The sequence below is a fragment of the Paenibacillus sp. BC26 genome, from assembly GCF_900116125.1.
Taxonomy (GTDB): domain Bacteria; phylum Bacillota; class Bacilli; order Paenibacillales; family Paenibacillaceae; genus Paenibacillus_Z; species Paenibacillus_Z lignilyticus.
This window is the reverse complement of sequence record NZ_FPAD01000004.1, coordinates 17,618-39,190: the sequence shown is the minus strand read 5'-3', so window position 1 is coordinate 39,190 and position 21,573 is coordinate 17,618. Positions and strand designations below refer to the sequence as shown.

General features: G+C 50.8%; 18 protein-coding genes and 2 tRNA genes. 13 read left to right on the top strand and 7 right to left on the bottom strand.

The window, feature by feature from the left end; all coding sequences use genetic code 11:
* Nucleotides 1-52 precede the first annotated feature (52 nt).
* Nucleotides 53-1,828 (bottom strand): ABC transporter ATP-binding protein, encoded by a 1,776-nt coding sequence (locus BM412_RS23865; protein ID WP_091224023.1) that lies wholly within the window; start codon nucleotides 1,826-1,828, stop codon nucleotides 53-55.
* Nucleotides 1,815-3,620 carry an ABC transporter ATP-binding protein gene (locus BM412_RS23860; RefSeq protein ID WP_256256562.1) on the bottom strand — a complete coding sequence of 602 codons (1,806 nt, stop codon included), beginning with the start codon at nucleotides 3,618-3,620 and terminating at the stop codon, nucleotides 1,815-1,817. Before BM412_RS23860 ends, BM412_RS23865 begins: the two co-directional genes overlap by 14 nt.
* A gap of 350 nt (nucleotides 3,621-3,970) precedes the next feature.
* Here BM412_RS23860 and BM412_RS23855 point away from each other — a divergent pair, with 350 nt between their 5' ends.
* The 3 genes from BM412_RS23855 to BM412_RS23845 are packed head-to-tail and all read left to right on the top strand — an operon-like array spanning nucleotide 3,971 to nucleotide 7,598.
* Nucleotides 3,971-4,735, top strand: a complete 765-nt coding sequence (locus BM412_RS23855) for a hypothetical protein (RefSeq protein ID WP_256256561.1) — start codon at nucleotides 3,971-3,973, stop codon at nucleotides 4,733-4,735.
* Nucleotides 4,736-4,746: 11 nt separating this feature from the next.
* On the top strand, nucleotides 4,747-6,435 hold the full coding sequence (locus BM412_RS23850; protein ID WP_091224019.1) for a vWA domain-containing protein: 1,689 nt from the start codon (nucleotides 4,747-4,749) through the stop codon (nucleotides 6,433-6,435).
* A gap of 23 nt (nucleotides 6,436-6,458) precedes the next feature.
* Complete coding sequence (locus tag BM412_RS23845) at nucleotides 6,459-7,598, top strand: toxic anion resistance protein (RefSeq protein WP_091224017.1); 1,140 nt, start codon at nucleotides 6,459-6,461, stop codon at nucleotides 7,596-7,598.
* A 67-nt stretch (nucleotides 7,599-7,665) separates the two neighbouring features.
* Here the strand turns inward: BM412_RS23845 and BM412_RS23840 are convergent, their stop codons facing one another.
* Nucleotides 7,666-8,223: a helix-turn-helix domain-containing protein gene (locus tag BM412_RS23840; protein WP_091224015.1), complete on the bottom strand. Its 558-nt coding sequence runs from the start codon at nucleotides 8,221-8,223 to the stop codon at nucleotides 7,666-7,668.
* A gap of 157 nt (nucleotides 8,224-8,380) precedes the next feature.
* On the opposite strand from BM412_RS23840, the gene BM412_RS23835 reads away from it, so the two are divergent.
* On the top strand, nucleotides 8,381-9,025 hold the full coding sequence (locus BM412_RS23835) for an alpha/beta hydrolase (RefSeq protein ID WP_091224013.1): 645 nt from the start codon (nucleotides 8,381-8,383) through the stop codon (nucleotides 9,023-9,025).
* 31 nt (nucleotides 9,026-9,056) lie between these two features.
* Entirely contained in the window at nucleotides 9,057-9,833 is a 777-nt protein-coding gene (locus BM412_RS23830; RefSeq protein ID WP_091224011.1) for a DODA-type extradiol aromatic ring-opening family dioxygenase, read from the top strand.
* A 41-nt stretch (nucleotides 9,834-9,874) separates the two neighbouring features.
* On the opposite strand, the gene BM412_RS23825 is transcribed toward BM412_RS23830, so the two are convergent.
* A complete protein-coding gene (locus tag BM412_RS23825; RefSeq protein WP_091224009.1) occupies nucleotides 9,875-10,693 on the bottom strand; it encodes a WYL domain-containing protein in 819 nt (272 codons plus the stop codon).
* Nucleotides 10,668-11,990, bottom strand: coding sequence for a helix-turn-helix transcriptional regulator (locus BM412_RS23820; RefSeq protein WP_091224007.1), 1,323 nt, complete (start codon nucleotides 11,988-11,990; stop codon nucleotides 10,668-10,670). The genes BM412_RS23825 and BM412_RS23820 overlap by 26 nt, the downstream gene beginning before the upstream one ends.
* Before the next feature lie 557 nt (nucleotides 11,991-12,547).
* Here BM412_RS23820 and BM412_RS23815 point away from each other — a divergent pair.
* From BM412_RS23815 to BM412_RS32665, 5 genes are all read left to right on the top strand, one after another.
* Nucleotides 12,548-12,621, top strand: a tRNA-Gln gene (locus BM412_RS23815).
* A 10-nt stretch (nucleotides 12,622-12,631) separates the two neighbouring features.
* Nucleotides 12,632-12,708: transfer RNA gene (locus tag BM412_RS23810), tRNA-Glu, on the top strand.
* Between the two features lie 97 nt (nucleotides 12,709-12,805).
* The gene (locus BM412_RS23805; RefSeq protein ID WP_091224005.1) at nucleotides 12,806-13,588 is read left to right on the top strand and encodes a nucleotidyltransferase domain-containing protein; all 783 of its coding nucleotides are present in this window, start codon (nucleotides 12,806-12,808) and stop codon (nucleotides 13,586-13,588) included.
* Between the two features lie 24 nt (nucleotides 13,589-13,612).
* Nucleotides 13,613-14,839: an RtcB family protein gene (locus tag BM412_RS23800; protein ID WP_091224003.1), complete on the top strand. Its 1,227-nt coding sequence runs from the start codon at nucleotides 13,613-13,615 to the stop codon at nucleotides 14,837-14,839.
* A gap of 96 nt (nucleotides 14,840-14,935) precedes the next feature.
* Nucleotides 14,936-15,475, top strand: coding sequence for a YkvA family protein (locus BM412_RS32665; protein ID WP_256256560.1), 540 nt, complete (start codon nucleotides 14,936-14,938; stop codon nucleotides 15,473-15,475).
* A 53-nt stretch (nucleotides 15,476-15,528) separates the two neighbouring features.
* On the opposite strand, the gene BM412_RS23790 is transcribed toward BM412_RS32665, so the two are convergent.
* A complete protein-coding gene (locus BM412_RS23790; RefSeq protein ID WP_091224001.1) occupies nucleotides 15,529-16,638 on the bottom strand; it encodes a PAS domain-containing sensor histidine kinase in 1,110 nt (369 codons plus the stop codon).
* The gene (locus tag BM412_RS23785; protein WP_091223999.1) at nucleotides 16,631-17,284 is read right to left on the bottom strand and encodes a response regulator; all 654 of its coding nucleotides are present in this window, start codon (nucleotides 17,282-17,284) and stop codon (nucleotides 16,631-16,633) included. Before BM412_RS23785 ends, BM412_RS23790 begins: the two co-directional genes overlap by 8 nt.
* Before the next feature lie 233 nt (nucleotides 17,285-17,517).
* Here BM412_RS23785 and BM412_RS23780 point away from each other — a divergent pair, with 233 nt between their 5' ends.
* The 3 genes from BM412_RS23780 (at nucleotide 17,518) to BM412_RS23770 (ending at nucleotide 21,338) form a co-directional block, all read left to right on the top strand.
* A complete protein-coding gene (locus BM412_RS23780) occupies nucleotides 17,518-18,522 on the top strand; it encodes a globin-coupled sensor protein (RefSeq protein ID WP_091223997.1) in 1,005 nt (334 codons plus the stop codon).
* Nucleotides 18,523-18,996: 474 nt separating this feature from the next.
* Complete coding sequence (locus tag BM412_RS23775; RefSeq protein ID WP_177246055.1) at nucleotides 18,997-20,163, top strand: MFS transporter; 1,167 nt, start codon at nucleotides 18,997-18,999, stop codon at nucleotides 20,161-20,163.
* Nucleotides 20,164-20,183: 20 nt separating this feature from the next.
* On the top strand, nucleotides 20,184-21,338 hold the full coding sequence (locus tag BM412_RS23770) for a dienelactone hydrolase family protein (RefSeq protein ID WP_091223993.1): 1,155 nt from the start codon (nucleotides 20,184-20,186) through the stop codon (nucleotides 21,336-21,338).
* Nucleotides 21,339-21,573 lie beyond the last annotated feature (235 nt).

The window sequence follows — 21,573 nt, the reverse complement described above, 5'->3', positions numbered from 1 at the left end:
CGATCTCACATCGAGATCGGGGGTTTGCCTTATCTACCATAGGCCAACAAACTTAAGCCTCCATCTTCTGAGCCGAATACAGCTTATAATACCGGCCGCGCCGCGCGAGCAGCTCATCATGCGAGCCGCTTTCGGCGATGCCTTTGTCGGCGACATACATGATGCGGTCGCAGTTCTTAACCGTGGAGAGACGATGCGCGATAATGAACGACGTGCGTCCCTTCAGCAATTCATTCAAGCCCATCTGCACCAAACGCTCGGTCTGCGCATCGATGGACGAAGTCGCCTCATCCAAGATGAGAATGCGCGGATTCGCAAGCAGCGTGCGCGCGAAGGAGATAAGCTGGCGCTGACCTTGCGAGAGCTTCGAGCCGCGCTCGTTGACCTCGGTCAAGTAGCCTTTCTCGAACTCGCGGATGAATTCATCCGCACAGACCGCCTTAGCGGCTGCGATAACCTCTTCCTCGGTAGCGTCGAGCCTGCCGTAGCGGATGTTATCCAAGATCGTGCCGGAGAAGATGAAGCTGTCCTGCAGCATGATCCCCATTTGACTGCGCAGCGATTTGAGCTTGATCTGGGAGATATCATGACCGTCAATGCGAATTTGTCCGCCTGTGATGTTATAGAACCGCGAGATCAGGTTGACCACCGTTGTTTTACCTGCACCTGTCGGACCGACTAGCGCGATGCTTTCACCGGCTTTGACATCGAACGAAAGGTTCTGCAGGATGTTATGCCCCGGATCGTAGGCGAAGGTGACATCGTCGAAAGTCACATTGCCTCGGATAGGCGGCAACTCCTTCGCATCCTTCACATCGCTGACGGTCACCGGCTCATCAAGCGTTTCAAAGATACGCTCCAAGTAGGCTACCGAGTTAATAAAGCTGTTGTACAAGTTCGAGATGTTCAGGATCGGCTGCCAGAAGCGCGAAGCATAGCTGCTCATAGCAAGGATGACGCCGAACGTCACCTCTTCCGGTCCGAGCGCCAGCAAACCTACGAAATAGATCGCTGTCGTGACCGTCGTCGCCAGGTTATCGACCGAGAACGGGACCAGGAAGTTGAGGTACATCGTTCTCATCCACGCACTGCGGTAGTTGGTGGACAAGCGGGTGAAGATGCCTTCATTATGCTGCTCACGGGTGAAGATTTGCGTTACGCGAATGCCGCTGATGCTCTCTTGCAAGTAAGCATTCAAGTTGGAGCTTTTGTTAGATACCGACTGCCATGCCCGGCGCTGCTTGGTCTTAATCAGCATGATAATGCCAAGGAAGATAGGCAAACCGCCCAGAATGACAAAAGACAGCTTCACATCAACCGCGAACATAAAGATGGCGATGAAGAGTAAGTTCATAATCTCAAGAATTAAGTTGATAATCCCGTTGGACAGCACGTCCGATACGGAGTTGACGTAGTTGACGACCCGAATGAGAATCTTGCCTTGCGGGCGGTCGTCATAATATTGGAACGGCAGCTCCTGCAAATGCTTGAACAAATCCGTCCGGATATCGAAAATAATATCCTGCCCGACGCTCGTCATCATACGCGAGCGGATCGTGGCCAAGATGACGCTGACGACGATGGTAGCCAGCGTAAGCAGTGACCAACCGACAAGCGCTTGACCGTCTTTAGCAGGAATCGTAACGTCGACGACATGCTGCATAATGAGAGGCGCGGAGAGCGCGATGCCGGCTGACAAGGCGCTCAGGATGAACGCGATGATCATCGGCTTCTGCTGCCTTCTGATGTAGACCAGCGCACGCCGGAAATGTCGGATATTAAACGGTGATTCTAAATTCTCATCAATATCGAACTTATTTCTGGCCATGTGCGATCGCCCCCCTTCCGATGCCTTCGATTTGCAGCATGAATACGTCGTAATAGTAACCGCGCTTAGCTAGAAGCTCGGCATGAGTACCTTCTTCAATAACCCGTCCATTGTCCAAAATAAGAATGCGGTCAGCCTGCGCCGTCGTGGATACCCGCTGGGCGATAATGATCTTCGTACAAGGGAAGTCCAGTTCGCGCAAACTCTTCTGGATATGTTCTTCCGTCTCTAAGTCGACCGCAGATGTGGTGTCGTCGAGAATGAGGATCGGAGGCTGTACGGCTAATGCCCGAGCCAGCGCGATACGCTGCTTTTGTCCGCCTGACAGCCCGACACCGCGTTCGCCGACGACGGTATTGTAGCCTTCCGGCATTTTGCGTATGAAATCCTGCGCAGCGGCAAGCTCGGCAAACTTGTGGACGTCCTCTTCCGGCATATCAGGATTGTTGTAGGCAATGTTGCCGTCAATCGTGTCGGAGAACAGCAGCACGTCCTGTGTCGCGATCCCGATGTTGCCGCGCAGCTCATCAAGCTCCAGCTTGCGCACGTCCTTGCCGTCTACCAAGACGCGGCCTCTCGTAATGTCATAGAAGCGCGGGATGAGGTTAATGAGCGTCGTTTTGCCCGATCCCGTTGCACCCATTATGGCGATCGTTTCACCAGGTTCGATCGTGAAGTTGATGTCTTCCAGCACCGTCACGCTATCGTACTTGAAGCTCACATGCTCAAACTGAATGCGTCCGTTATAACGCCGCTTAACCGTGGCATTGTGATCGTTGACGATTTCCGGATGCGCGTAATAGACCTCGATGATTTTGGTAAGGCTCGCGAAGAACCGCTGAATATCGTTGATGATGATACCAATGCTCCGCATCGGGTTGGAAAGTCCCCAGACGAGCGCGGAGAAAGCCGAAAATTCCCCGAACGTAATCCGCTCGTTCATGACGAACAGACCTCCTGCCAGCATCAGTATGACGCTGAATCCCTGAGAGAAGATCTCCAAGTAGGGGAAATAGTCCAGCCAGACCAAGGCGGCTTTCTTATTGGCCTTGGAGTAGTTCACACTTTTCTCCGTGAATTTGTTGATTTCGAACTCCTCGCGCGCGAACGCTTTGACTACGCGATTACCCGCGATATTTTCCTGCGTCGTCGTATTCAGCTGCGATAGGCGCTCCCGCAGATCCACATACATCGGACGTACGCGTCTGGCGAAGATGAAGGCCACGATGCCGATCGGAGGCGACAGGATGAGCAGCCACCACGTCAGCTCTGCGTCGATATAGAAGAAATACGCCACTGCCGCAATGAATACCGTCAGCGATTCGATGATGGTTTTCACAATCCACGCCAAGGAGTGACGGACCATTTCGAGGTCGCCTGTCATCTTGGTCATGAGATCCCCGGTACGATTGCGATCGTAGTACCTCATGTCTTGGCCCTGGATTTTGTTATACAGATAGATCCGGACCCGGTAAAGCATGTTCTGCGAAGCTCGTTCATATAGCAAGGTCGTACAGTAGGCTAGACTCGTGCGAAGCAAAGAAAAGCCGATCATGCCCAAACAAAGGCCGATCAGCAGCGCTCGTTCGTCTGTCAGATTACTTGCTGCGTCCTCGCCGGCGATGAAGAGATCGACAATGCGCTGTCCGATGTACGGATTGATAATGGTGAGCGAGGAACCCACCACCGATAGGCATAATGCGAAAATATAACGCGTGCGATCGCCTATCAGGTTGTGCCAAAGCCATTTGAATTGAAACATGTGATCACCGACTTCTGTAAGTTTCTGCATTTTGAGGTTCCGAATCTCGCCTTCTATTCATACAGGGCTGGTCTCCGGTCAAAAAACTATGGAAATTATAACACAAAAAGGTGGAATTCAAGCTAAAAAATAAAATTTATTTGGGACTCTCTGTCAGATTGAGCGTCATCGCCGAAGCGTCCGCACGTCCGAATCTTATGGAAAATTTTAAGTAATCACCAAGGATGATGGAAGAAAATGTCGAATTACAATAAAATGTCAAGACTCGCAGCTTCTTGTCCAATTGGGTAAAAAAAGCGATGTTGAAACTACGCGTCTGATCTTCCGTAATCCAGATTAAGGAAACGGAAATATGTTGCGATCAAGCCGCGTACATTGGAATGAAACTGGATGGAGGAGCATGGTCGATGGGGACTAAATTCGTGAAGCTGCTGGGAATGATCGTGGTCATCGCGGCTTTGAATATTGCGGTATTCTCGCCCGGCTTGATGGGGATTGAGATTGGAGAGCGTCCATTCGAGTCGGCTCTCGGTGTCACATTGCTACTTGCCAGCGGACTGACACTTCTATATGGAAGCTTCACGATGCTGTTTAAGCAGCGGGAGACGATTCCTCCCAAGCAGCTTCAAACAAGAGAAGACTTCGAGGAGGCTCTAATGAGGTATCGACGAGTGAAGGTGCTGCAGGAGGATATGGCTTACGCCCTGGAGCAGATGGAGCGGATGAATAAGAGACAGGACACGTTGCTGAGCGTTCTCGGGCAGCGATTCGATCCGAATGAGCTTAGCTACAAGAAATTCGCTTCGGTGTCACGGGAGGTTGAGAAGTTGTTTTACCTGAACGTGAGAAGCATCTTGAACCGTCTGCATGTGTTCGACGAATCGGAGCTGCAGAATGCCGGAGGAGGCCGTAAGCCCTCCAGAATTTCTCCCGAGCTTCTCCAAGTAAGATCGGGAATCGTCAATGAGCAGCTGACATTCGTTAAGCAATCGTTGGAGTCGAACGAAGAGATGTTGATCAAGCTGGATAAACTGCTGCTTGAAATTTCGCGCTTGGACAGCTTCGAGCCGAGTGAAATCGATCAGATGCCTTGCATGCAGGAGATCGACTCGTTGATCAAGCAGACTAAATATTACAAACAGTGAGAGGTGCGGTTATGTCCAAACAGAGCAAGTTTTTGGTGATATCGATATTAATCTTGGGTCTCGTATTCGTCCTTGTGTACTACGGCATCAATTTGACCTCGAACTTAGGCAAGTCCAAAGCGGAAGTCACGTCCGAGAACGCCGGTAAGCAGCTGAGCAACTTGTACGAAGATATTTCCGTTACGACCGCGGAGCCGGTGAAAGGGCAGATCGATCTGGATCCGATCGACGTTGCCGCTTCACTGCCGGACATCTCCAAGTTCCCGATTACGGTGAACAGCACGACGGATCAATTCGTCGAAATCTTCTCCTCCACGGAGAAATCGGGGACCGGCGTTGACGGCTGGTTAACCGAAGTGGCAACGGAATTCAACAATGCCGGCATCGAGGTGGATGGAAAGCCCGCATCTGTGAAGATAAGAAATATCGCCTCCGGGACGGCGACCGATTATATCAAGACCGGCAAATATGTTCCGGACGCGTTCACCCCTTCCAATGAGCTATGGGGCAAAATGGCGGAAGCCAGCGGAGTCAAGACGCAGCTTATTGCACCGCGCCTCGTCGGCAATGTTCCGGGCATCGTCATTGCCAAGGCCAAGTACGATGCATTGGTCGACAAATACGGATCGGTCAACGTCAAAACCGTTACCGAAGCGATCGCGAACAATGAATTTTCGATGGGATACACCGATCCTTTTGCCAGCTCGACCGGACTCAACTTTCTCGTCACCGCACTACATACCTTCGATAATTCGGATAGCTTGAGCGACAAAGCGGTGCAAGGGTTCGAGAAGTTTCAAGCGAACGTGCCGTTCATCGCGTCTACTACCTTACAGATGAGAGATGCGGCGAAGTCGGGCATGCTGGATGGTTTCGTGCTTGAGTATCAGACTTTCATTAATGCGGCGGAATTGAAGAGCGGATATGTATTCACTCCGTTCGGTGTTCGGCATGACAGTCCGTTATTTGCCTTAGGGGATCTGCCGCAAGAGAAAATCGATATCATCAAGAAATTCGCGGAGTTTGTGACCCAAGATAACTATCAGCAAATAGCGAAGGACAAAGGATTTAACCAGCTTGAGGAGTACAAATCCGAACTGGCCGTCATGGATGGCGCGACGCTGACTTCCGCTCAGAAGCTGTGGAAAGAGAAGAAGAACGGAAGCAAGCCGATCGCAGCCGTCTTCGTAACCGACATCTCCGGAAGCATGGACGGCGAGCCGCTGGTCCGCCTGAAAGAATCGCTGCTCAAAGGGCAGAAATATCTCGGCCGAGATAACAGCATCGGACTCGTTTCGTATTCCAGCGACGTATCCATCGATGTGCCGATCGGCAAATATGATGCGATTCAGCAATCGTTATTCGTGGGAGCGGTGAACAATCTGCAATCCGGCGGAGGAACGGCCACCTTCGATGGCATCATCGTCGCGCTCAAGATGCTGCAAGACCAATTGCTCGTCGATCCGAATATGAAGCCGGTTATCTTCGTCTTAAGCGATGGGGAGACGAACGAAGGCCACTCGCTCAACGATATCAAAGAGCTGGTCGAAATCTACAAGGTTCCGATCTACACGATCGGCTACAATGCCAACATCAAAGCGCTCCAAAGCATATCGAGCATTAACGAAGCGGCAAGCATCAACGCGGATACAGACGACGTCGTGTACAAGATCGGCAACCTTCTCAACGTTCAAATGTAAGCCCAAACCTAAGGAGGTATCCTATGTCATTCTCGATGGAAGTCGCCAGCGCGGAGCAAATCAAGCAGGTCATCGAACAAGAGGTCAAACCGGTCCCCGAAGAAATCGCCAAGCTCAAGGAAATCGCAGATAATAACGTATCCACAATCATGGCTTTAGATACGGAATCGCTCGAGAAACGCAAAGAGATTCTCCAATCGATCGACGCTTTCGGCCTCAGTACGATGAAATCATCCTCGGATAAGAATACGCTTCTGCAAGTCTCAGTCGGCAATCTCTCGAAGACGGGCGATGACGGCGGTCAAGTAGCCAAAGGCTTATCCGAGCTTCATACGCAGCTGAAGGATTTGGACCCGAGTGTTGTGGATTTTGCCAAAACGGGCATTCTCGGCAAATTGTTTAATCCGTTACGCGCGTATTTTCTCAAATATCAGAAAGCAGATGCGGTGATCGCCGACATCGTCGTCTCCTTGGATAAGGGGAAAATGACGCTGAAGAACGACAACACGACGCTGGAGATCGAGCAGCAGACGCTTCGCGAGTTGACGAAGAAGCTGCAGAAGGAGATCCAGCTTGGCATGCTGATGGATGAATCCATCGCAACGCAGATCGCCGAGGCGACTGCTCGCAATGAAGATCCCGATAAGATTCGTTTTATCACGGAGGAAGTTTTGTTCCCGTTACGCCAACGCGTTATGGATCTGCAGCAGATGCTGGTCGTCAATCAGCAAGGGATTATGGCGATCGAAGTCGTCATCCGCAACAACAAGGAGCTTATTCGCGGCGTTGACCGGGCGAAGAACGTGACCATCTCGGCACTGCGCATTTCCGTTACGGTGGCCAGCGCCCTCTATAATCAGAAGATTGTATTGAAGAAAATCGAACTGTTGAACCAAACGACAAACGAGCTAATTGCAGGTACTTCGCGCATGCTGAAGGAGCAGGGTGCAGAGATTCATAAGCAGGCGCTTAATGCAAGCATCTCGGTAGATACGCTGAAACAAGCGTTTACGGATGTCCTTGCTGCACTGGATTCAATCAGCACGTATAAGAAGGAAGCTCTCCCTAAGATGCGTGAAACGATCGGTCAATTCCGCGATCTGGCTGATGAGGGCGAGAAGCAGATTCAGCGGCTGGAGAAGGGGCAGAAGCTGGGGATTTAGAAGCAAAAGAGGCTATCCTGAAGGTCGGACACGCGACCGGAGGGATGGCCTCTTTATTGTTAATAAGCTATAGATAATCCTGTTCCGGATCATCTTCCGCCCCGGTGTACACCGAGATGAGGACGATGCTGATACCTTCGCTGACATTGGTTACTCTATGGGGAGTGGAGGCGTTCCAGCTGAAAGAGTCGCCTGCTTCCAGAACGGCGGAATCTTCGCCTTGCTGGGCTATAATTTTGCCTTGGATCACGAGATGAGACTCCTCACCTTTATGGGCATGAGGGGTTGCTCCCGTTGAGGCGCCCGGCGGAAGCTCCACGAGCATCATTCTCATCCCTCGGGTCGAACTGAGATGCTCTACCTTTAGCTTCTCGACGCCACTTGTCGTCACGTTGCGGTCGTCTTTGCGGACGATCGTCATCCGCTCGTCCTTCTTCATGAGCAAATAAGTCAAAGGCACGTTCAGCGCCGCGGCGATGTTATCCAATGTTGATATCGAAGGCGAGGTTTTATTCGTCTCGACTTGGCTCATGAAACCTTGCGATAAACCGGTTTCTTCACAGATTTGGGCGATCGTGATGTTTTTGCGTTTGCGTATTGCGCGAATGGTGGAGCCGATGTCCATCAGAATCACCTGCCTAATAATATTAGTAATACAAATGTTAATTACATATTAACAATAAAATGATTGACATACCAGTGGGGCAGAGTTATATTAGCGATATAAAATTTAATTCTTTATTACTAATATTTAAGCGAATGTGATTAGGAGGTTGATTGCATTGAACTTGGCTTATGAATATGATATCCATCTTCCGCCTCATAGCGATCCTAGCAAGAAATACCCGGCGATCTTTACCCTTCACGGGAAGGGCTCTAATGAACAGAACATGCGGGGGCTTGTTGCTCCATTGGCTGATGAATTCATCATCGTCAACATTCGCGGAGACCTTCGTTTAGGGGCGGGTTATCAATACTATGAGCTGAAGGGATTGGGTAATCCGATTCGCGAAAGCTTCGACCGGGCGGTTCGTCAGCTGGAGGCGTTCATCCACGATGTAACGGAGAAGTATCCGATTGACGCTGCGGGGCGATATTTGCTTGGCTTTAGTCAAGGTGCGATATTGTCCATGACGCTTGCGCTAACGATGGGTGAGCAATTGAAAGGAATCGTAGCCTTGAACGGCTATGTTCCGGCATTCGTGAAGACGGAGTACACGCTGCAGCCTGTAGATCAGGTATCCGCGTTCATCTCGCACGGCGAGTTCGATTCCGTATTCCCGTTGCAGATTGGGAAGGACAACGCAGCGTATTTTCATCAACTAACGCCGAACTGCACATTCAAAATCTATCCTACGGATCATGGCGTATCGGAAGAGAATCAAAGGGATTTCGTCAACTGGCTTCAAGCGGATGCTGCGCGTTAAACGAAAACGACTGAAGGAGTGAACAACCATTATGTTGCCATCTTATTTCATTGCTCATGGAGCACCGTCACTTGTACTGGAACAGCATGACTATACAGACTTTCTGAAGCAGTTCGCCTCTGAGCTACCATCCAAACCAAGAGCGATCGTGCTTTTCTCCGCACACTGGGAGAATAGAACGCAATCCGTAAGCACCGTGGATACGTACTCCACTATTTATGATTTTTCCGGTTTTCAAGATGAACTATACAAGATGACTTATCCGGCTCATGGCGACCTTGCGATCAGCGAGGAGATTGGCCGGCTATTCGCGAAGAACGGTATCCCTAGCGTCATGGATTCCGAGAGAGGGCTGGATCACGGGGCATGGGCGGTGCTGAAGCTGATGTATCCCGCCGCCGATATTCCGGTCATTGCTTTGTCCGTCAACAGGCATCTGACGAATGAGCAGCAGTATCAGATCGGGAAAGCACTGTCCGCGTTGCGTGAGCAAGATATTCTGATCCTTGGCAGTGGCGGGATCGTTCACAATCTGCGCAGGTTGAATTGGCGCGGAGGCAATACACCGGAAGAATGGGCACTCACCTTCGACAAGTGGATTCAAGATAAGCTGGAAAATTGGGACCTGGAAGCGTTGTTCCGTTATGATGAGCTCGCACCGAACGCCAAAGAAGCGGTTCCGACGAATGAGCATTTCATTCCGCTGCTTCTTGCGATGGGGGCCGGCGATAGCAGCAGGCAAGCGAAGCTGCTTCATCGCAGCTATCAGCTGGGCACGTTAAGCTTGAATTGCTGGGAATTCAAATAAAGCAAAAGACCTCTGCGCATGAGACATGGCAGAGGTCTTTTTCATGATGAAGATTCCGAAGCGGGAATTCCGTAACGATTCAGCGCTCTGGAAGCTGATTCTCTCATTCTGACCTTCAGATACTCGCCTTCGCTCACCCTAACGCGCAAGCCGAGGAAACGGATTTTAGATAGCAGAAATTCGCTCTCGTCGGCGAGGTAGGAAACATGAATGCGGTATTGGGCGCCGGTTTCGTCATAGGACACGGACTTCTCAAAGCATGAGAACGCATATAAGATGCGTGAAAGCTCTTCATTATAGTGGGGGACAACTTGGATGATGGCTTGTTGTTTACGTGTTTCCAATAATTGATGGAGTAATCTCTTTAACTCCGCTACTCGCTCTATTGCAAGTTCAGTGCCCTCGACATCAACGATATTGTGAAGCTTCGTGGACATGAGCGAGCGGCCGCGGGTGCTATACCACAATAAATACCATTCTCTCTTGACCATGTTGTACTCGAGTTTATAAGGAAAGCCGCTTTGATTCGCCTTTACCCCGCCGTGCTTGATGCGATAGGTGATTCGAATGCCATGGTTGACCATAAGAATACGCCGAAGCGCGCGAAGCAGCGGATGATAGACCTGACGTTCTTTGCTTTTGGCTTTCTCCATAATAATAGCCCGTATTTCCGTTGAAACTTCATCATGCAGCAACTGGTTCAGTTTGTTTCGGGTATCCGGCGTAAATGCATCCGCCGAAGCTGCGTGCTCGAGCATCATTTTGAGCCAAGTCCGTTCTTGGGAGGTCAATGCAAAGGAACCGGCTTCATCAAGGCGGGACATGATCTGATAATTAAAGATTTTCTCGAACAGGTTCATAGTAGCCCTGAATCTCCTTCCACTCCGCAATGAATTCCTTCCTTAGCCATGCCGGCTCCAACACCTCGCAGCTCGAGCCGAAGCTTCGCAGCCATGGTTTGATCTCGTAAATGCCATTCACCGTAATTTCGTAGAGAAACGTAGAGTCCGTTTCTTCCCTAATCGTTCCCCATTGTCCCTGTGCCTCGACACGTTCGCGGACGAAATTAGCGCCGGATCGATCGGGATTATAGAAGCGGGCTAGAACCTTCAACGTACGCAGGGTGTCCGTTACCCAGCTATATTTCATCTGCTCCAAGACAATATGTAATCGTTGGTCGAATTCCTCTTCCGTTACGACCTCGCCTTCCTCCAGCTGCGTTAGACCTTCCATTCGGAACTTCATAATGCCTCGTTGCCCATGACAGATTAAGTACCATCTGCCGTATTGATGATCGTAGACGACGCGCAGCGGCAGTGCCGTTTGCAGTGTGCCCTCGGTTTCCCGTTCGAAGAGAGGATTGGAGTTTTGAGACGCGTAGCTCTTTCCTTTCTTCGGTGACAGGTAGAGAAACTGAAGCTTCTTCCGTTGTTGAATGGCTTTGAAAATCGTATATAAATGCGCTTCATCCAATATTCGAGAATGATAATGATATTTGTAACGATGCGTTTCCCCGGTGTCCGGATCGAAGCCTCTTTTATGGAGCGCCTTCTTCAAGGTTGCCCGAAGCAGGAAGCCTTGAACGGAAGGGACCTGCGTATTCGAGATGACATCGACGTAATCGAACAGATCCAGGAGCTCATTGTCGGATAGGTGGTCAATCAGATCGTTGGCTGCTTTATAGCGGTAAGGGCGACCTCCGTGCAGGCGGATGATGACGCCGACCTCTTCCAAGTACTTGAGATCCCCTCGAATTGTTTTCTCATCCGGAATCGGGTAGTCGGCAGGCATCTGCTCGCTGCAATGATCCTGCAGGTCCTTCGCGGTTAGCTCTCGGGATTGTAACACATTTATCAGCAGCGCAAGCCGGATGCTCTCCGTTTCTTTCAGCGATTTCGCACGAAATAAGAACAGAAGGAGCGGGTCGGCGGATTCGTAATAGTTGTATTGGAATCCATCGGATAAGACGGATCCCTGCTCTTGCGACAACCCTTGTTTGAGCGTGCCGAGCATCTCTTTGAGGCTGCGAAGCGTCTTGTCATAGGTATGTACGGAGATACCGAGCCGGTTGGCGAACTGCTGTCTGTTATAAGCGCCGCCGGCAAGCGCCAGCATGCGCAGGAATTGAATCTCTTTATCGAAGCTCTCCCTAGCCACTCGCTTCCCTCCAGCCTGTATCGATAACTTATGCTCTATATTGTATCAAGGACGAAAGTTGGGGGATATGGAAAATTTTTATCTGTCGCCATACTTCCGCCCTGTTCGCGAACGGCTTTATCGGCGAAAATCAGATCTAAGAAGCCGAGTGCTTCAGTTCACTACATATAGAAAGGAATGTTGAAGCATGCATGAGAGCAATCGACTCTATTGGATAAAACCGCTAGCTAACATGGAACAGCAGATGAACAAGCAGCAAGAGAGCACGGGTTCTAAGCACTTTATCATTCCATTTCATAGAGGCATTCTTTATAAGCGCAGATTCTTATCGGGTTGTCGGTTGTTATCTACAGCCTGACTCCGATAAGGATGGATTACATACGCGTACTTATAAAGACTGCTTGATGCCGAGCGGTCTTTTTCTATGGCTGAATGTGCTGTAGGAAAAGATCTTAAGCAACAGGGGTCTTTTTCTGTTAGGATCCCTGCAAAGTACATATCGCAATAAACCTCAGCATGAGTAAGAAAGCAGTGGAGGCCCTGGCCTCCACAAACATTGCCCGGTAGCCAAGCGGCAAGGCAGATGACTTTGAATCATCGACCGCAGGTTCGAATCCTGCCCGGGCATCCAACCATCACGTGGCGTGGTGGTGAAATGGAAAAACACACGGGCCTTTCACGTCCGGATATGCGGGTTCGAGTCCCGTCCACGCCACCAAAATTACAAGAAACTTCTTCGTCGTCATATTTACGCCGTGTTCGTTCGGTCATGGATGAGAGAAGATAAGAGCAAGAAGCAAACGGAGGAACGAACAATGGAACACATACATAGCATCATCAAGAATGAATTGGCTCGCTTGGAGCAGGAGGAACAGGTCATCGTCTTGTACGCCTGCGAATCGGGAAGCAGGGCTTGGGGATTTCCTTCGCAGGATAGCGATTACGATGTTCGGTTCATCTATATTCGGCGACCGGAGTGGTACTTGTCCATCTTCGATAAACGGGATGTCATCGAACGTCCGGTCAGCGATATGCTCGACATTAGCGGTTGGGACATACGCAAGGCGCTGAACCTGTATCGGAAGTCGAATCCGCCGTTGTTAGAATGGTTGCAATCCCCCATTCAATACGCAGAGAAACTTAGCTTGGCCGAGCAACTCCGCCAACTATCACCGCTTACCTTTTCGCCAAAGTCGTGTATGTATCACTATCTGAACATGGCCCGCGGCAACTATCGGATGTATTTGCAAGGGGAGCGGGTTCGGATCAAGAAGTACTTCTATGTATTACGTCCTGTACTCGCTTGCGAGTGGATCGAGCGATATGGCGAAATGCCGCCAATGGAATTTGAAGTGCTGGTGGAACGTCTGGTCCCTAGAGACGGAGAGCTGTGGCAGACGATTCAACAATTACTGTATCGCAAGAAAGCAGGCGAAGAATTAGACTACGAGCCTCGGTTACATGCCATTAATGCGTATTTGGAGGAACGGCTGCAGCATTTCGAACAGACAGCAGTCATGTTAACAAAAGAAGAGAGCCAATTAGGCGAGCAACTGGATGTCTTATTCCGCTCAACCTTACAAGAAGCTTGGCAATGATAATAAATGGGAGAGTTGTTAACAATGGCTTATCAAACTATAGATGGCGTAAGAGTTTGGGGAAACCCTGACCCGGGGGCGATGTCGCAAGCGAAAACCTGCGCGGAGCATGGGAATGTCGTGCAAGCATTATTGATGGCAGATCATCACAAAGGGTATAGTCAACCGATTGGCGGCGTAGTCGTGTATGACGGACAACTATCGCCTTCGGGCGTCGGCTACGACATTGCATGCGGCAACAAAGCGGTTCGAACAAACCTTATGGCCGCGGATATCAAGCCAACGTTGTCTAAGATCATGGATCAAATCGCCAAGAAGATCTCTTTCGGAGTTGGACGCGTCAACAGCGAGAAAGTCGATCATGAGTTGTTCGATGACCCGGATTGGAGCGTATACGCATCCCTTGGCCGGCAGGAGCATGACAAGTTAAAAGCCCTTGCTCGCGATCAGTTGGGAACGGTCGGAAGCGGGAATCATTTTGTGGATTTGTTCGAAGAGCAAGGAACGGGAAGACTGTGGATTGCCAACCATTTTGGCAGCCGGGGGTTCGGTCACAAGACGGCAAGCGGCTTCATCAATTTGGCCGCTGGTCGTGCGTTTCTGGCGAATGCACCGGGAGAGAAAATGGATCAGCCTCCCGTGCTGCTCGACATTGACAGCGAGCTTGGCGATATGTACTTCCGAGCGATGAAGATTGCGGGCAGATATGCTTACGCCGGTCGCGATTATGTAATGGATCAAGTACTGGCGGTTGTCGGAGCACAAGCCGATTTCGCGGTGCATAATCACCATAACTACGCGTGGCTGGAGTCCCATAATGGGAAGGATTCGATTGTCGTACGAAAAGGGGCAACGCCTTCGGCACCGGGGCAAATGGGGTTCATCGGTGGCAGTATGAGCGATATATCAGTCATTGTGCAAGGAAAGGATACGGAGGAGAATCGCGATTCCTTCTACAGCACCGTTCACGGAGCGGGACGGATTATGAGCCGAACGCAAGCCGCCGGCAAAATGAACTGGAAAACGCGCGCACGCTCCGGCGGCCAAATTACCACGGCGCAAATGATGCAAGCCGTTCACGAGTATGGCGTTGAACTTCGCGGAGCCGGAACGGATGAAAGTCCGTTTGCCTACCGAAAACTCCAAGAAGTCTTAGACGCGCATTCGGAGACCATTGACGTTCTCCACGTGCTGAAGCCGATCGGCGTTTGCATGGCAGGAGCGGACGAATTCGATCCTTATAAGGATTAAGGTTACGTATAAACGCAAAGGGGTAATAGGGAGTGTTATCGGCAATGGTTGTACGACTGCCAAATCCTAAATCACCTTTCACAAGGAGGGGCTACCATGCAAATGATCGTTGAGTGCTCGAATTGCGGTCGCAAGAATCAGGTAGATGCATTGAAAGTGAAAGCTGCTCTTTGTGACTCCTGCAAGGAACAGCTGGTCGACGAGGATGCGATTCCCGCTGCCTACTCCGATGAAGAGATTGCAGCAGCAGTAGAGGCAGCTCCATCCGGTGTTGTAATCGAGGAAGTCGAAACAGACAAGTATATTTCCAGAATTGGCAATCATGAAGAGCAAGTGAATTATGTGAACAAAGGCTTCTGGTCCAAAGTGAAGAAATATGCGGCAAAAGTGCCTTTCTCCCACGAAGCCGTATCGATGTACTATTGCGCGACGGACCCGGCTACGCCGACTGCTGCGAAAGTAACAGCGATCAGCGCTCTTGCATACTTCATACTTCCGATTGACGTGATCCCTGACTTTATTCCCGTCGCAGGTTTTGCAGATGATGGGACAGCGGTATTCATAGCCTATAAAGCGATAACCATTCATATCACGGAAGAGCATCGGGCGAAGGCTGCCCAGTTTTTCGCGGAATAAAGAAGAAAGCCCTCTCTATAAGGAGGGCTTTCTTCTATTCATTTAGCCTCAAACTACAGCCTCTTCGGCACCTTCAAACTAATCGCAGTCCCTTCCCCCGGGGCGGATACCACTTCAAGCTGGCCGCCGATACCGCGAGCGCGCTCTTCCATGCTGAAGAGTCCAACGCCCTGCCGGTTCAAGTTCGGAACAAACCCTTTTCCGCGATCCAGGATTCGAATGAAAACATGCTCCTCCGTCTCCGACACATCCACTACAGCTTCGGCTACTGCAGCATATTTAGCTATGTTAGTCAGGGCTTCCTGAACGATGCGATACAGAGCGGTCTCGATGCGAGGGTCCAGCCGGGTGCGCAGCGTGCATGCGAATTGAACGCGGATATCGTAGTGCTTCTTGTAATTATCGATGTACGTTCGCAGCGCGGGGATGACGCCCAAGTCATCGAGCACGGAAGGACGCAAATCCCACGCAAGGCTTCGCACTTCCTCGATAATCGCCGATACCGACTGCCGAATGGTCGACAGCTCGGACTGATCGATTTGTTGCTCTCCAATTAGCTGGTCCAATTGAATGACAAGCCCGAACAAGCTTTGCCCAATGCCGTCGTGCAGCTCCCGCGAGAAACGCTGCCGCTCCGTCTCCTGAATGTGCATGACGCGCTTCATCATTTCCTGAAGCTCCTCTTCCGCCTTCTTCAGCTGCGTAACCTCGTTGCGAATGGCCAAATATTGATAGGGCTGTCCCTCGTTATCGAGTAAAGGCATGATGGTCGTGTTCACCCAATAAATACTGCCGTCCTTTGCCCGATTCCGAATTTCTCCCCGCCATACCCGGCCGGATCGAATGGTCCGCCATAGCTCCTCGAAGAAGACTCTGCCATGGAACCCCGAGTTAATAATGCGGTGATCCTTGCCGATCAGCTCATCGCGCGTAAATTGGGAAATCTCGCAAAACTTATCGTTCACATATTGAATAATCCCGTGGTGATCGGTAACGACCACGATCGACGATTCATCGAGTGCGAGTTTCACGTCCGTCAGCTGCTTCAGCATTTGGTGGAGATCTTCACGGAATGCAGGCTCGGTTATGTGATCGTCGAGACGCGCCAGAAGAGAATGGACCTTTTGCCCGATGACCTCCGGATAAGACTGGCTGTTATTCATAGCTCAACAGTCCTCTCTCCACGGCATAGCGAACCAAGTCCGGCCGAGTGCGCATCCCTAGCTTGTCCATCAGGTTGCTTTTGTGCGTTTCAATGGTTTTGACGCTGATCACAAGCTGTTCGGCGAGCTCTTTGTTGGAGTAGCCCTTGGCGATGCCGACCAACACTTCTTGCTCACGGTCGGACAACGAGGCATAGCTCCCTGTATGTTCGCCCTGCCGCAGTTTCTCCAAATACTCATTCATCAGCCGTTTCGTAGCCGTCGGATATAAGTAGGCGTTCCCTTGGGCGATCGACTGTATCGCGGTAATTAACTCCTCGTACGGCGCGCTTTTCAAAATATAACCGGATGCTCCGGCATGAATCGCTCGGAATAAATATTCGCCATCGTCATGCATCGTAAGAATAAGGACATAGGTTTCCGGCAGCAGCGCCTTCAACTCACGCGTTGCGGTCATGCCATCTTTGCCGTGAGGCATGCTAAGGTCCATTAACACCACATCCGGCTTCAGCTCCCGTGCGAGGCGAATGGCTTCGTCCCCGTCTGCCGCATCACCGACAATGCACATGTCATGCTTGCTATCCAGCAGCGATCGCAATCCCGACCGAACAACGACATGATCGTCTACGATGACTATACGAATCATAAGAGGTTCCTCCCTCTGGCTTTGACTCTATGATCTAGACTCAACCTCAATCCTCTCATCTTACCAAGTTGCCGTCCAAAAATGAAGGAAGCCTCGGAGCGGCATCCTTAAAAATCAGGGTTTTCAACACGGTTTATCAGGGAATGTCCTGATATACGATCGTGCCGCCAATCGTTACACTAATGGGAGCTGCATGCGAAGGGGATTTTTCCCAACAACGAGGAGAGATCATGATGATTAAGGTTAGCCCCGAACGAAGAAAACAAATCGATTACATAGGCATTACGGAAGACGATCTTCAATTGCTGCAATCGCAAGCCGGCATTTTCAAGCAAATTACGAATTCCGTCGTGGACGAATTATATGATCGTGTGCTCACACAGCCCGAGTTGGTCGAGATTATTAACAAACACAGCACAGTCGATCGGTTGAAGGGGACGCAAATTTGGTATTTTCAATCGATGACGGAAGGCCGAATCGATGAAGAGTTCATCAAGCGGCGTCTGTTTATCGGCAATGTGCATTCCCGGATCGGATTAACGACGACCTGGTACCTCGGCACCTACATGCTGTATCTCGATATTGCAACGAAACACATGCAAGCGGCTGCTCCGGAACAGTGGACGGCGATTATTTTCGCGCTCAGCAAAATGTTTAATTTCGACTCGCAGCTCGTCTTGGAAGCCTATGAAATGGACGAAAAGGCGATCATCCAGCGGATGGCCGATGAAAGACAGCAGATGCTTCAGAAAATCAGCTCGGCCGTACAGGAGTTGGCTTCGATGATGGTCGAGCTGGGAAGCAGCACCCAATCGGTGGCCGCATCCGCTTCGTTTACCGCAACGCTTCAAGAGAAGGCGCACCGTAATGTGGAAGTGCTGCAAGCCGAAGTAAAAGAGATTCACCTCATGGGGGCCATGATTCGGGAAATTTCCGATCAAACCCATCTGCTCGGATTGAACGCTGCGATCGAAGCGGCACGTGCGGGCGATAGCGGGCGAGGTTTCGAGGTCGTTGCGAACGAGATCCGGAAGCTGGCCAGCCATTCGAAGGAGTCGTTGAAGACGATTCAAGAGAAGCTGTCCATTATTGGCAGGATATTAGGCGAGGTGCAGAGCGGCAGCGATGAAACGGTCAAAATCGCGCGCGACCAAGCCGCCAGCTCTCAGGAGCTGGCAGCCTTCGTCACGATGATCGGCGCTGTAACGGCTGAGCTTGATGCGTTGAACCACGGTTAGTGCGTGGATGTACGAATGAATGTTTACGCTACTTTCGCTGTGCGAGCTGCCGTATTCGCTAACGAATCGTACGAGTCTTATTTGCCCCAAAATAGCCCCCAAAAAAATCTAACGAATCGTAGAGACGTTATTTGACGGTTTTGAGGTGTTTTAGAGCCGATTTTCCCGAAATAAGACCTCCACGGTTCGTTAGAATTTCGGAGACCGGATATTCGGCCCAATAAGACCTCTACGATTCGTTAGAATCTCCAAGACCGAAAATCGGCGAGTGACGCCACTACGGTTCGTAAGGTCTCGCCAAATGAGGAAGGCGAAGGTTCAGCGCCGAAATCGCCCAATAGTTCAAACCCATACCGGCAGCACAGGGGTAAACCCTGTGCTGCCTATTTTATTGCGCGTATGATCTATCAAACCGGAATAAGGTTCCTTATAATAACCGTATAGATAGAAAGTATGTGCATCGGAGAGAGAAACTTGAGAACCGTTAACCCCAAGATCCTACTGGTCCATAGAGTCATGAACGAGCTTGCTGACAGCCTGCTCAAAGTATTTATCCCCATCTTAATCTACAAAGAGCTGGGTTCGATCGCTTATGCAGCGGCCTACTTAGGCGGTTATTATGTCTTGCAGTCTCTGCTCAATATGACCTTGGGCCGTTATATGACGGCAAAGCCGATTGTGTTTATTCTGCTCCGGCTCATTCCCGTACTGGCTACACAGTATTTATTAGTTGCGGGACATGGCAGCCTGCTTTTGTACGGTTTGATCGCATCGACAGCCTGCGCCAATGCGTTCTACTGGGTTCCCTTGAACTATTTGTTCGCCTCATCGGCCGGCAAAGCAGTGGGGAAAGCTACGGGCCGCTTCCGCGCCGCATCTGTTGCGGGCAAAATCATCGGACCCGGCATCAGCGGCATCGTGCTGACTTATTTCGGCATTGAAGCCGTATCGACGATTGCGATTGCCTTCTTCGTGGTGTCGATCGTCGTGCTGCTAGTTTCATACCTGAGTACTGGTAACGAGGCCAAGGTAATGTCCTCTATCGTCGAGGCACCCTTAGGGTCTCCGGAAGGAACAGCGCAACAGCCTCAATCACCATTTGCAGCCATCCGGATTTATTTGGTTTCGTCCGTATTGTCAGGCTTCAGCGATACGGCCGATATCTTCTGGTCGCTGTATGTGTACACCGTCTCCGCCGCTTTCATCGATGTTGGTTTTGTTGCCGTGTTTATTCAATTTGGCGTGCTTGGCGCAAACCTAGTGATCGGCAAATTGACGGATGTCCGCAAATGGCTGCTGCCGGCGCTTCTGCCGCTGCTTGCTTATGCGGTCATTTGGATCGTAAGGCCTTATGCGATGGCGCCGATAAGCGTGTTTACCTTGTCCGCGGCAGGCGGGTTTCTGGTGCCGTTCTTCACCATTCCGATATTCGCGAATTTCGTCACTGAAAGCAAGCAAACGCACAGCCTGTCCCGATGCTTAGTCTCCAGAGAGGTCGCGCTCAAAGGTGGAGGAACAATCTCCATAGCAGGGTATTTGGCTACGGGGATGATTTCGATGCCCTTCATCTTGGCCGGAGTTGCCTCATTGTTGTTAGCCGTCCCGCTGCTGCGAATCTTTAATCGAATCAAAGCTGTTTAAATTGGAGGGGAGAATTCGACATGAAGAGTCTATTCGGCAATTATTTGCCGCTAGCCATGAATGCCATCGATAAATGTTCGTTTCCGCTTTCTTTTCTAGCCTATGAGGGGGCGGACATCGACAGTTGGCGATCGACGACAAGGGCGAAGGTGATGGAGCTGCTGTCCTTTCAGGCTGATCCGTGTCCCATGCAAGCAAGAGTAGATCGCTCGTATGTGAAGGACGGGCTCGTTGTGGAGCATGTCAGCTACGACCAGCCGTTTGGCCCAAGAACGGAAGGCATTCTCTTATATCCGTCTGAACGGACAGGGAAGCTGCCGGCTGTTGTAGCTCTTCACGATCACGGAGGGTTCAAGTACTTCGGCAAAGAGAAGCTGGTAGAGCTGGACGATGAGCCGGAAATCATGAAGGAATTCAAGCAGGCCGCTTATGAAGGAAGTTCATGGGCAACCAAGCTGGCGAAGCGGGGCTATGCGGTTTTTGTGCCGGATGTTTTCTTATGGGGGTCGCGAAAGACGGACGTGGAGAGCGTTCCCGATGAATATGTCCTTCCCGTGCTGCGCGAAGAGCCGGACTCCAGAGCTTATATTGAAGCCTACAATCAGTTTGCGGGCGAGTATGAATCCATGGTGGCCAAAACGCTATTTCTGGCAGGCACCACCTGGCCGGGAATCATGGCCTATGAAGATCGGAGGGCCGTCGATTATTTGTTGACGCGACCCGAGGTGGACGGCGATCGAATCGGCTGCGGCGGATTATCCGGGGGCGGCTTGAGAACGATTTACCTAGCCGGCTTGGATGATCGAATCAAATGCGCGGTATGCGTGGGTTTCATGTCTACCAACCGTGAGGTCGTGGCCCATCGCATTCAGCGGCACACATGGATGATGCATGTTCCGCACTTATCCTCTTATCTGGATATGCCGGACATCCTTTCACTAAGCGGACCCAATGCCGTAATGGTGCAATACGATATCGACGATCCCCTATGGACGATTGAAGGACAAGAAGAGAGCGACCGGAAGCTAAAGGCGATTTATGAGAAAATGGGGGCCGGTGATCGTTATCGCGGTCTTTTCTACCCCGGGCCTCATAAATTCGATAATCAGATGCAAGAGGATGCATTCCGGTGGCTGGATCAATGGCTCTTCAATGACGGCAATACGGTGCTCTAAAGCATCCCCAATCCAGCTGGGACTTTATCCCTCTCCGATAACCGGGCAAAAGGAGAAAAGGTTTGGTCCTCAAGAACCCACTGCGGGCAGGCTTTTTCTCCGGACTCCTACGATTGGATTATTTTTCTAAAATCGACATGAAATAAAAAGGATTCCTGACGAATGATGACGAATCATCTGAGCCGCAATTTATTCCGGCAGAAGGTGTGATCATCGTTGAGCAGGCAATCGAAGT

Bases quoted from the DNA above. Each gene is read 5' to 3' on its own strand.
- BM412_RS23800 (WP_091224003.1), top strand. From the start codon at position 13,613: ATGGCTTATCAAACTATAGATGGCGTAAGAGTTTGGGGAAACCCTGAC.
- BM412_RS23785 (WP_091223999.1), bottom strand. From the start codon at position 17,284: ATGATTCGTATAGTCATCGTAGACGATCATGTCGTTGTTCGGTCGGGA.
- BM412_RS23825 (WP_091224009.1), bottom strand. From the start codon at position 10,693: ATGAACCTGTTCGAGAAAATCTTTAATTATCAGATCATGTCCCGCCTT.
- BM412_RS23770 (WP_091223993.1), top strand. From the start codon at position 20,184: ATGAAGAGTCTATTCGGCAATTATTTGCCGCTAGCCATGAATGCCATC.
- BM412_RS32665 (WP_256256560.1), top strand. From the start codon at position 14,936: ATGCAAATGATCGTTGAGTGCTCGAATTGCGGTCGCAAGAATCAGGTA.
- BM412_RS23780 (WP_091223997.1), top strand. From the start codon at position 17,518: ATGATTAAGGTTAGCCCCGAACGAAGAAAACAAATCGATTACATAGGC.
- BM412_RS23845 (WP_091224017.1), top strand. From the start codon at position 6,459: ATGTCATTCTCGATGGAAGTCGCCAGCGCGGAGCAAATCAAGCAGGTC.
- BM412_RS23850 (WP_091224019.1), top strand. From the start codon at position 4,747: ATGTCCAAACAGAGCAAGTTTTTGGTGATATCGATATTAATCTTGGGT.
- BM412_RS23830 (WP_091224011.1), top strand. From the start codon at position 9,057: ATGTTGCCATCTTATTTCATTGCTCATGGAGCACCGTCACTTGTACTG.
- BM412_RS23805 (WP_091224005.1), top strand. From the start codon at position 12,806: ATGGAACACATACATAGCATCATCAAGAATGAATTGGCTCGCTTGGAG.
- BM412_RS23860 (WP_256256562.1), bottom strand. From the start codon at position 3,620: ATGCAGAAACTTACAGAAGTCGGTGATCACATGTTTCAATTCAAATGG.
- BM412_RS23790 (WP_091224001.1), bottom strand. From the start codon at position 16,638: ATGAATAACAGCCAGTCTTATCCGGAGGTCATCGGGCAAAAGGTCCAT.
- BM412_RS23840 (WP_091224015.1), bottom strand. From the start codon at position 8,223: ATGGACATCGGCTCCACCATTCGCGCAATACGCAAACGCAAAAACATC.
- BM412_RS23855 (WP_256256561.1), top strand. From the start codon at position 3,971: ATGAAACTGGATGGAGGAGCATGGTCGATGGGGACTAAATTCGTGAAG.
- BM412_RS23865 (WP_091224023.1), bottom strand. From the start codon at position 1,828: ATGGCCAGAAATAAGTTCGATATTGATGAGAATTTAGAATCACCGTTT.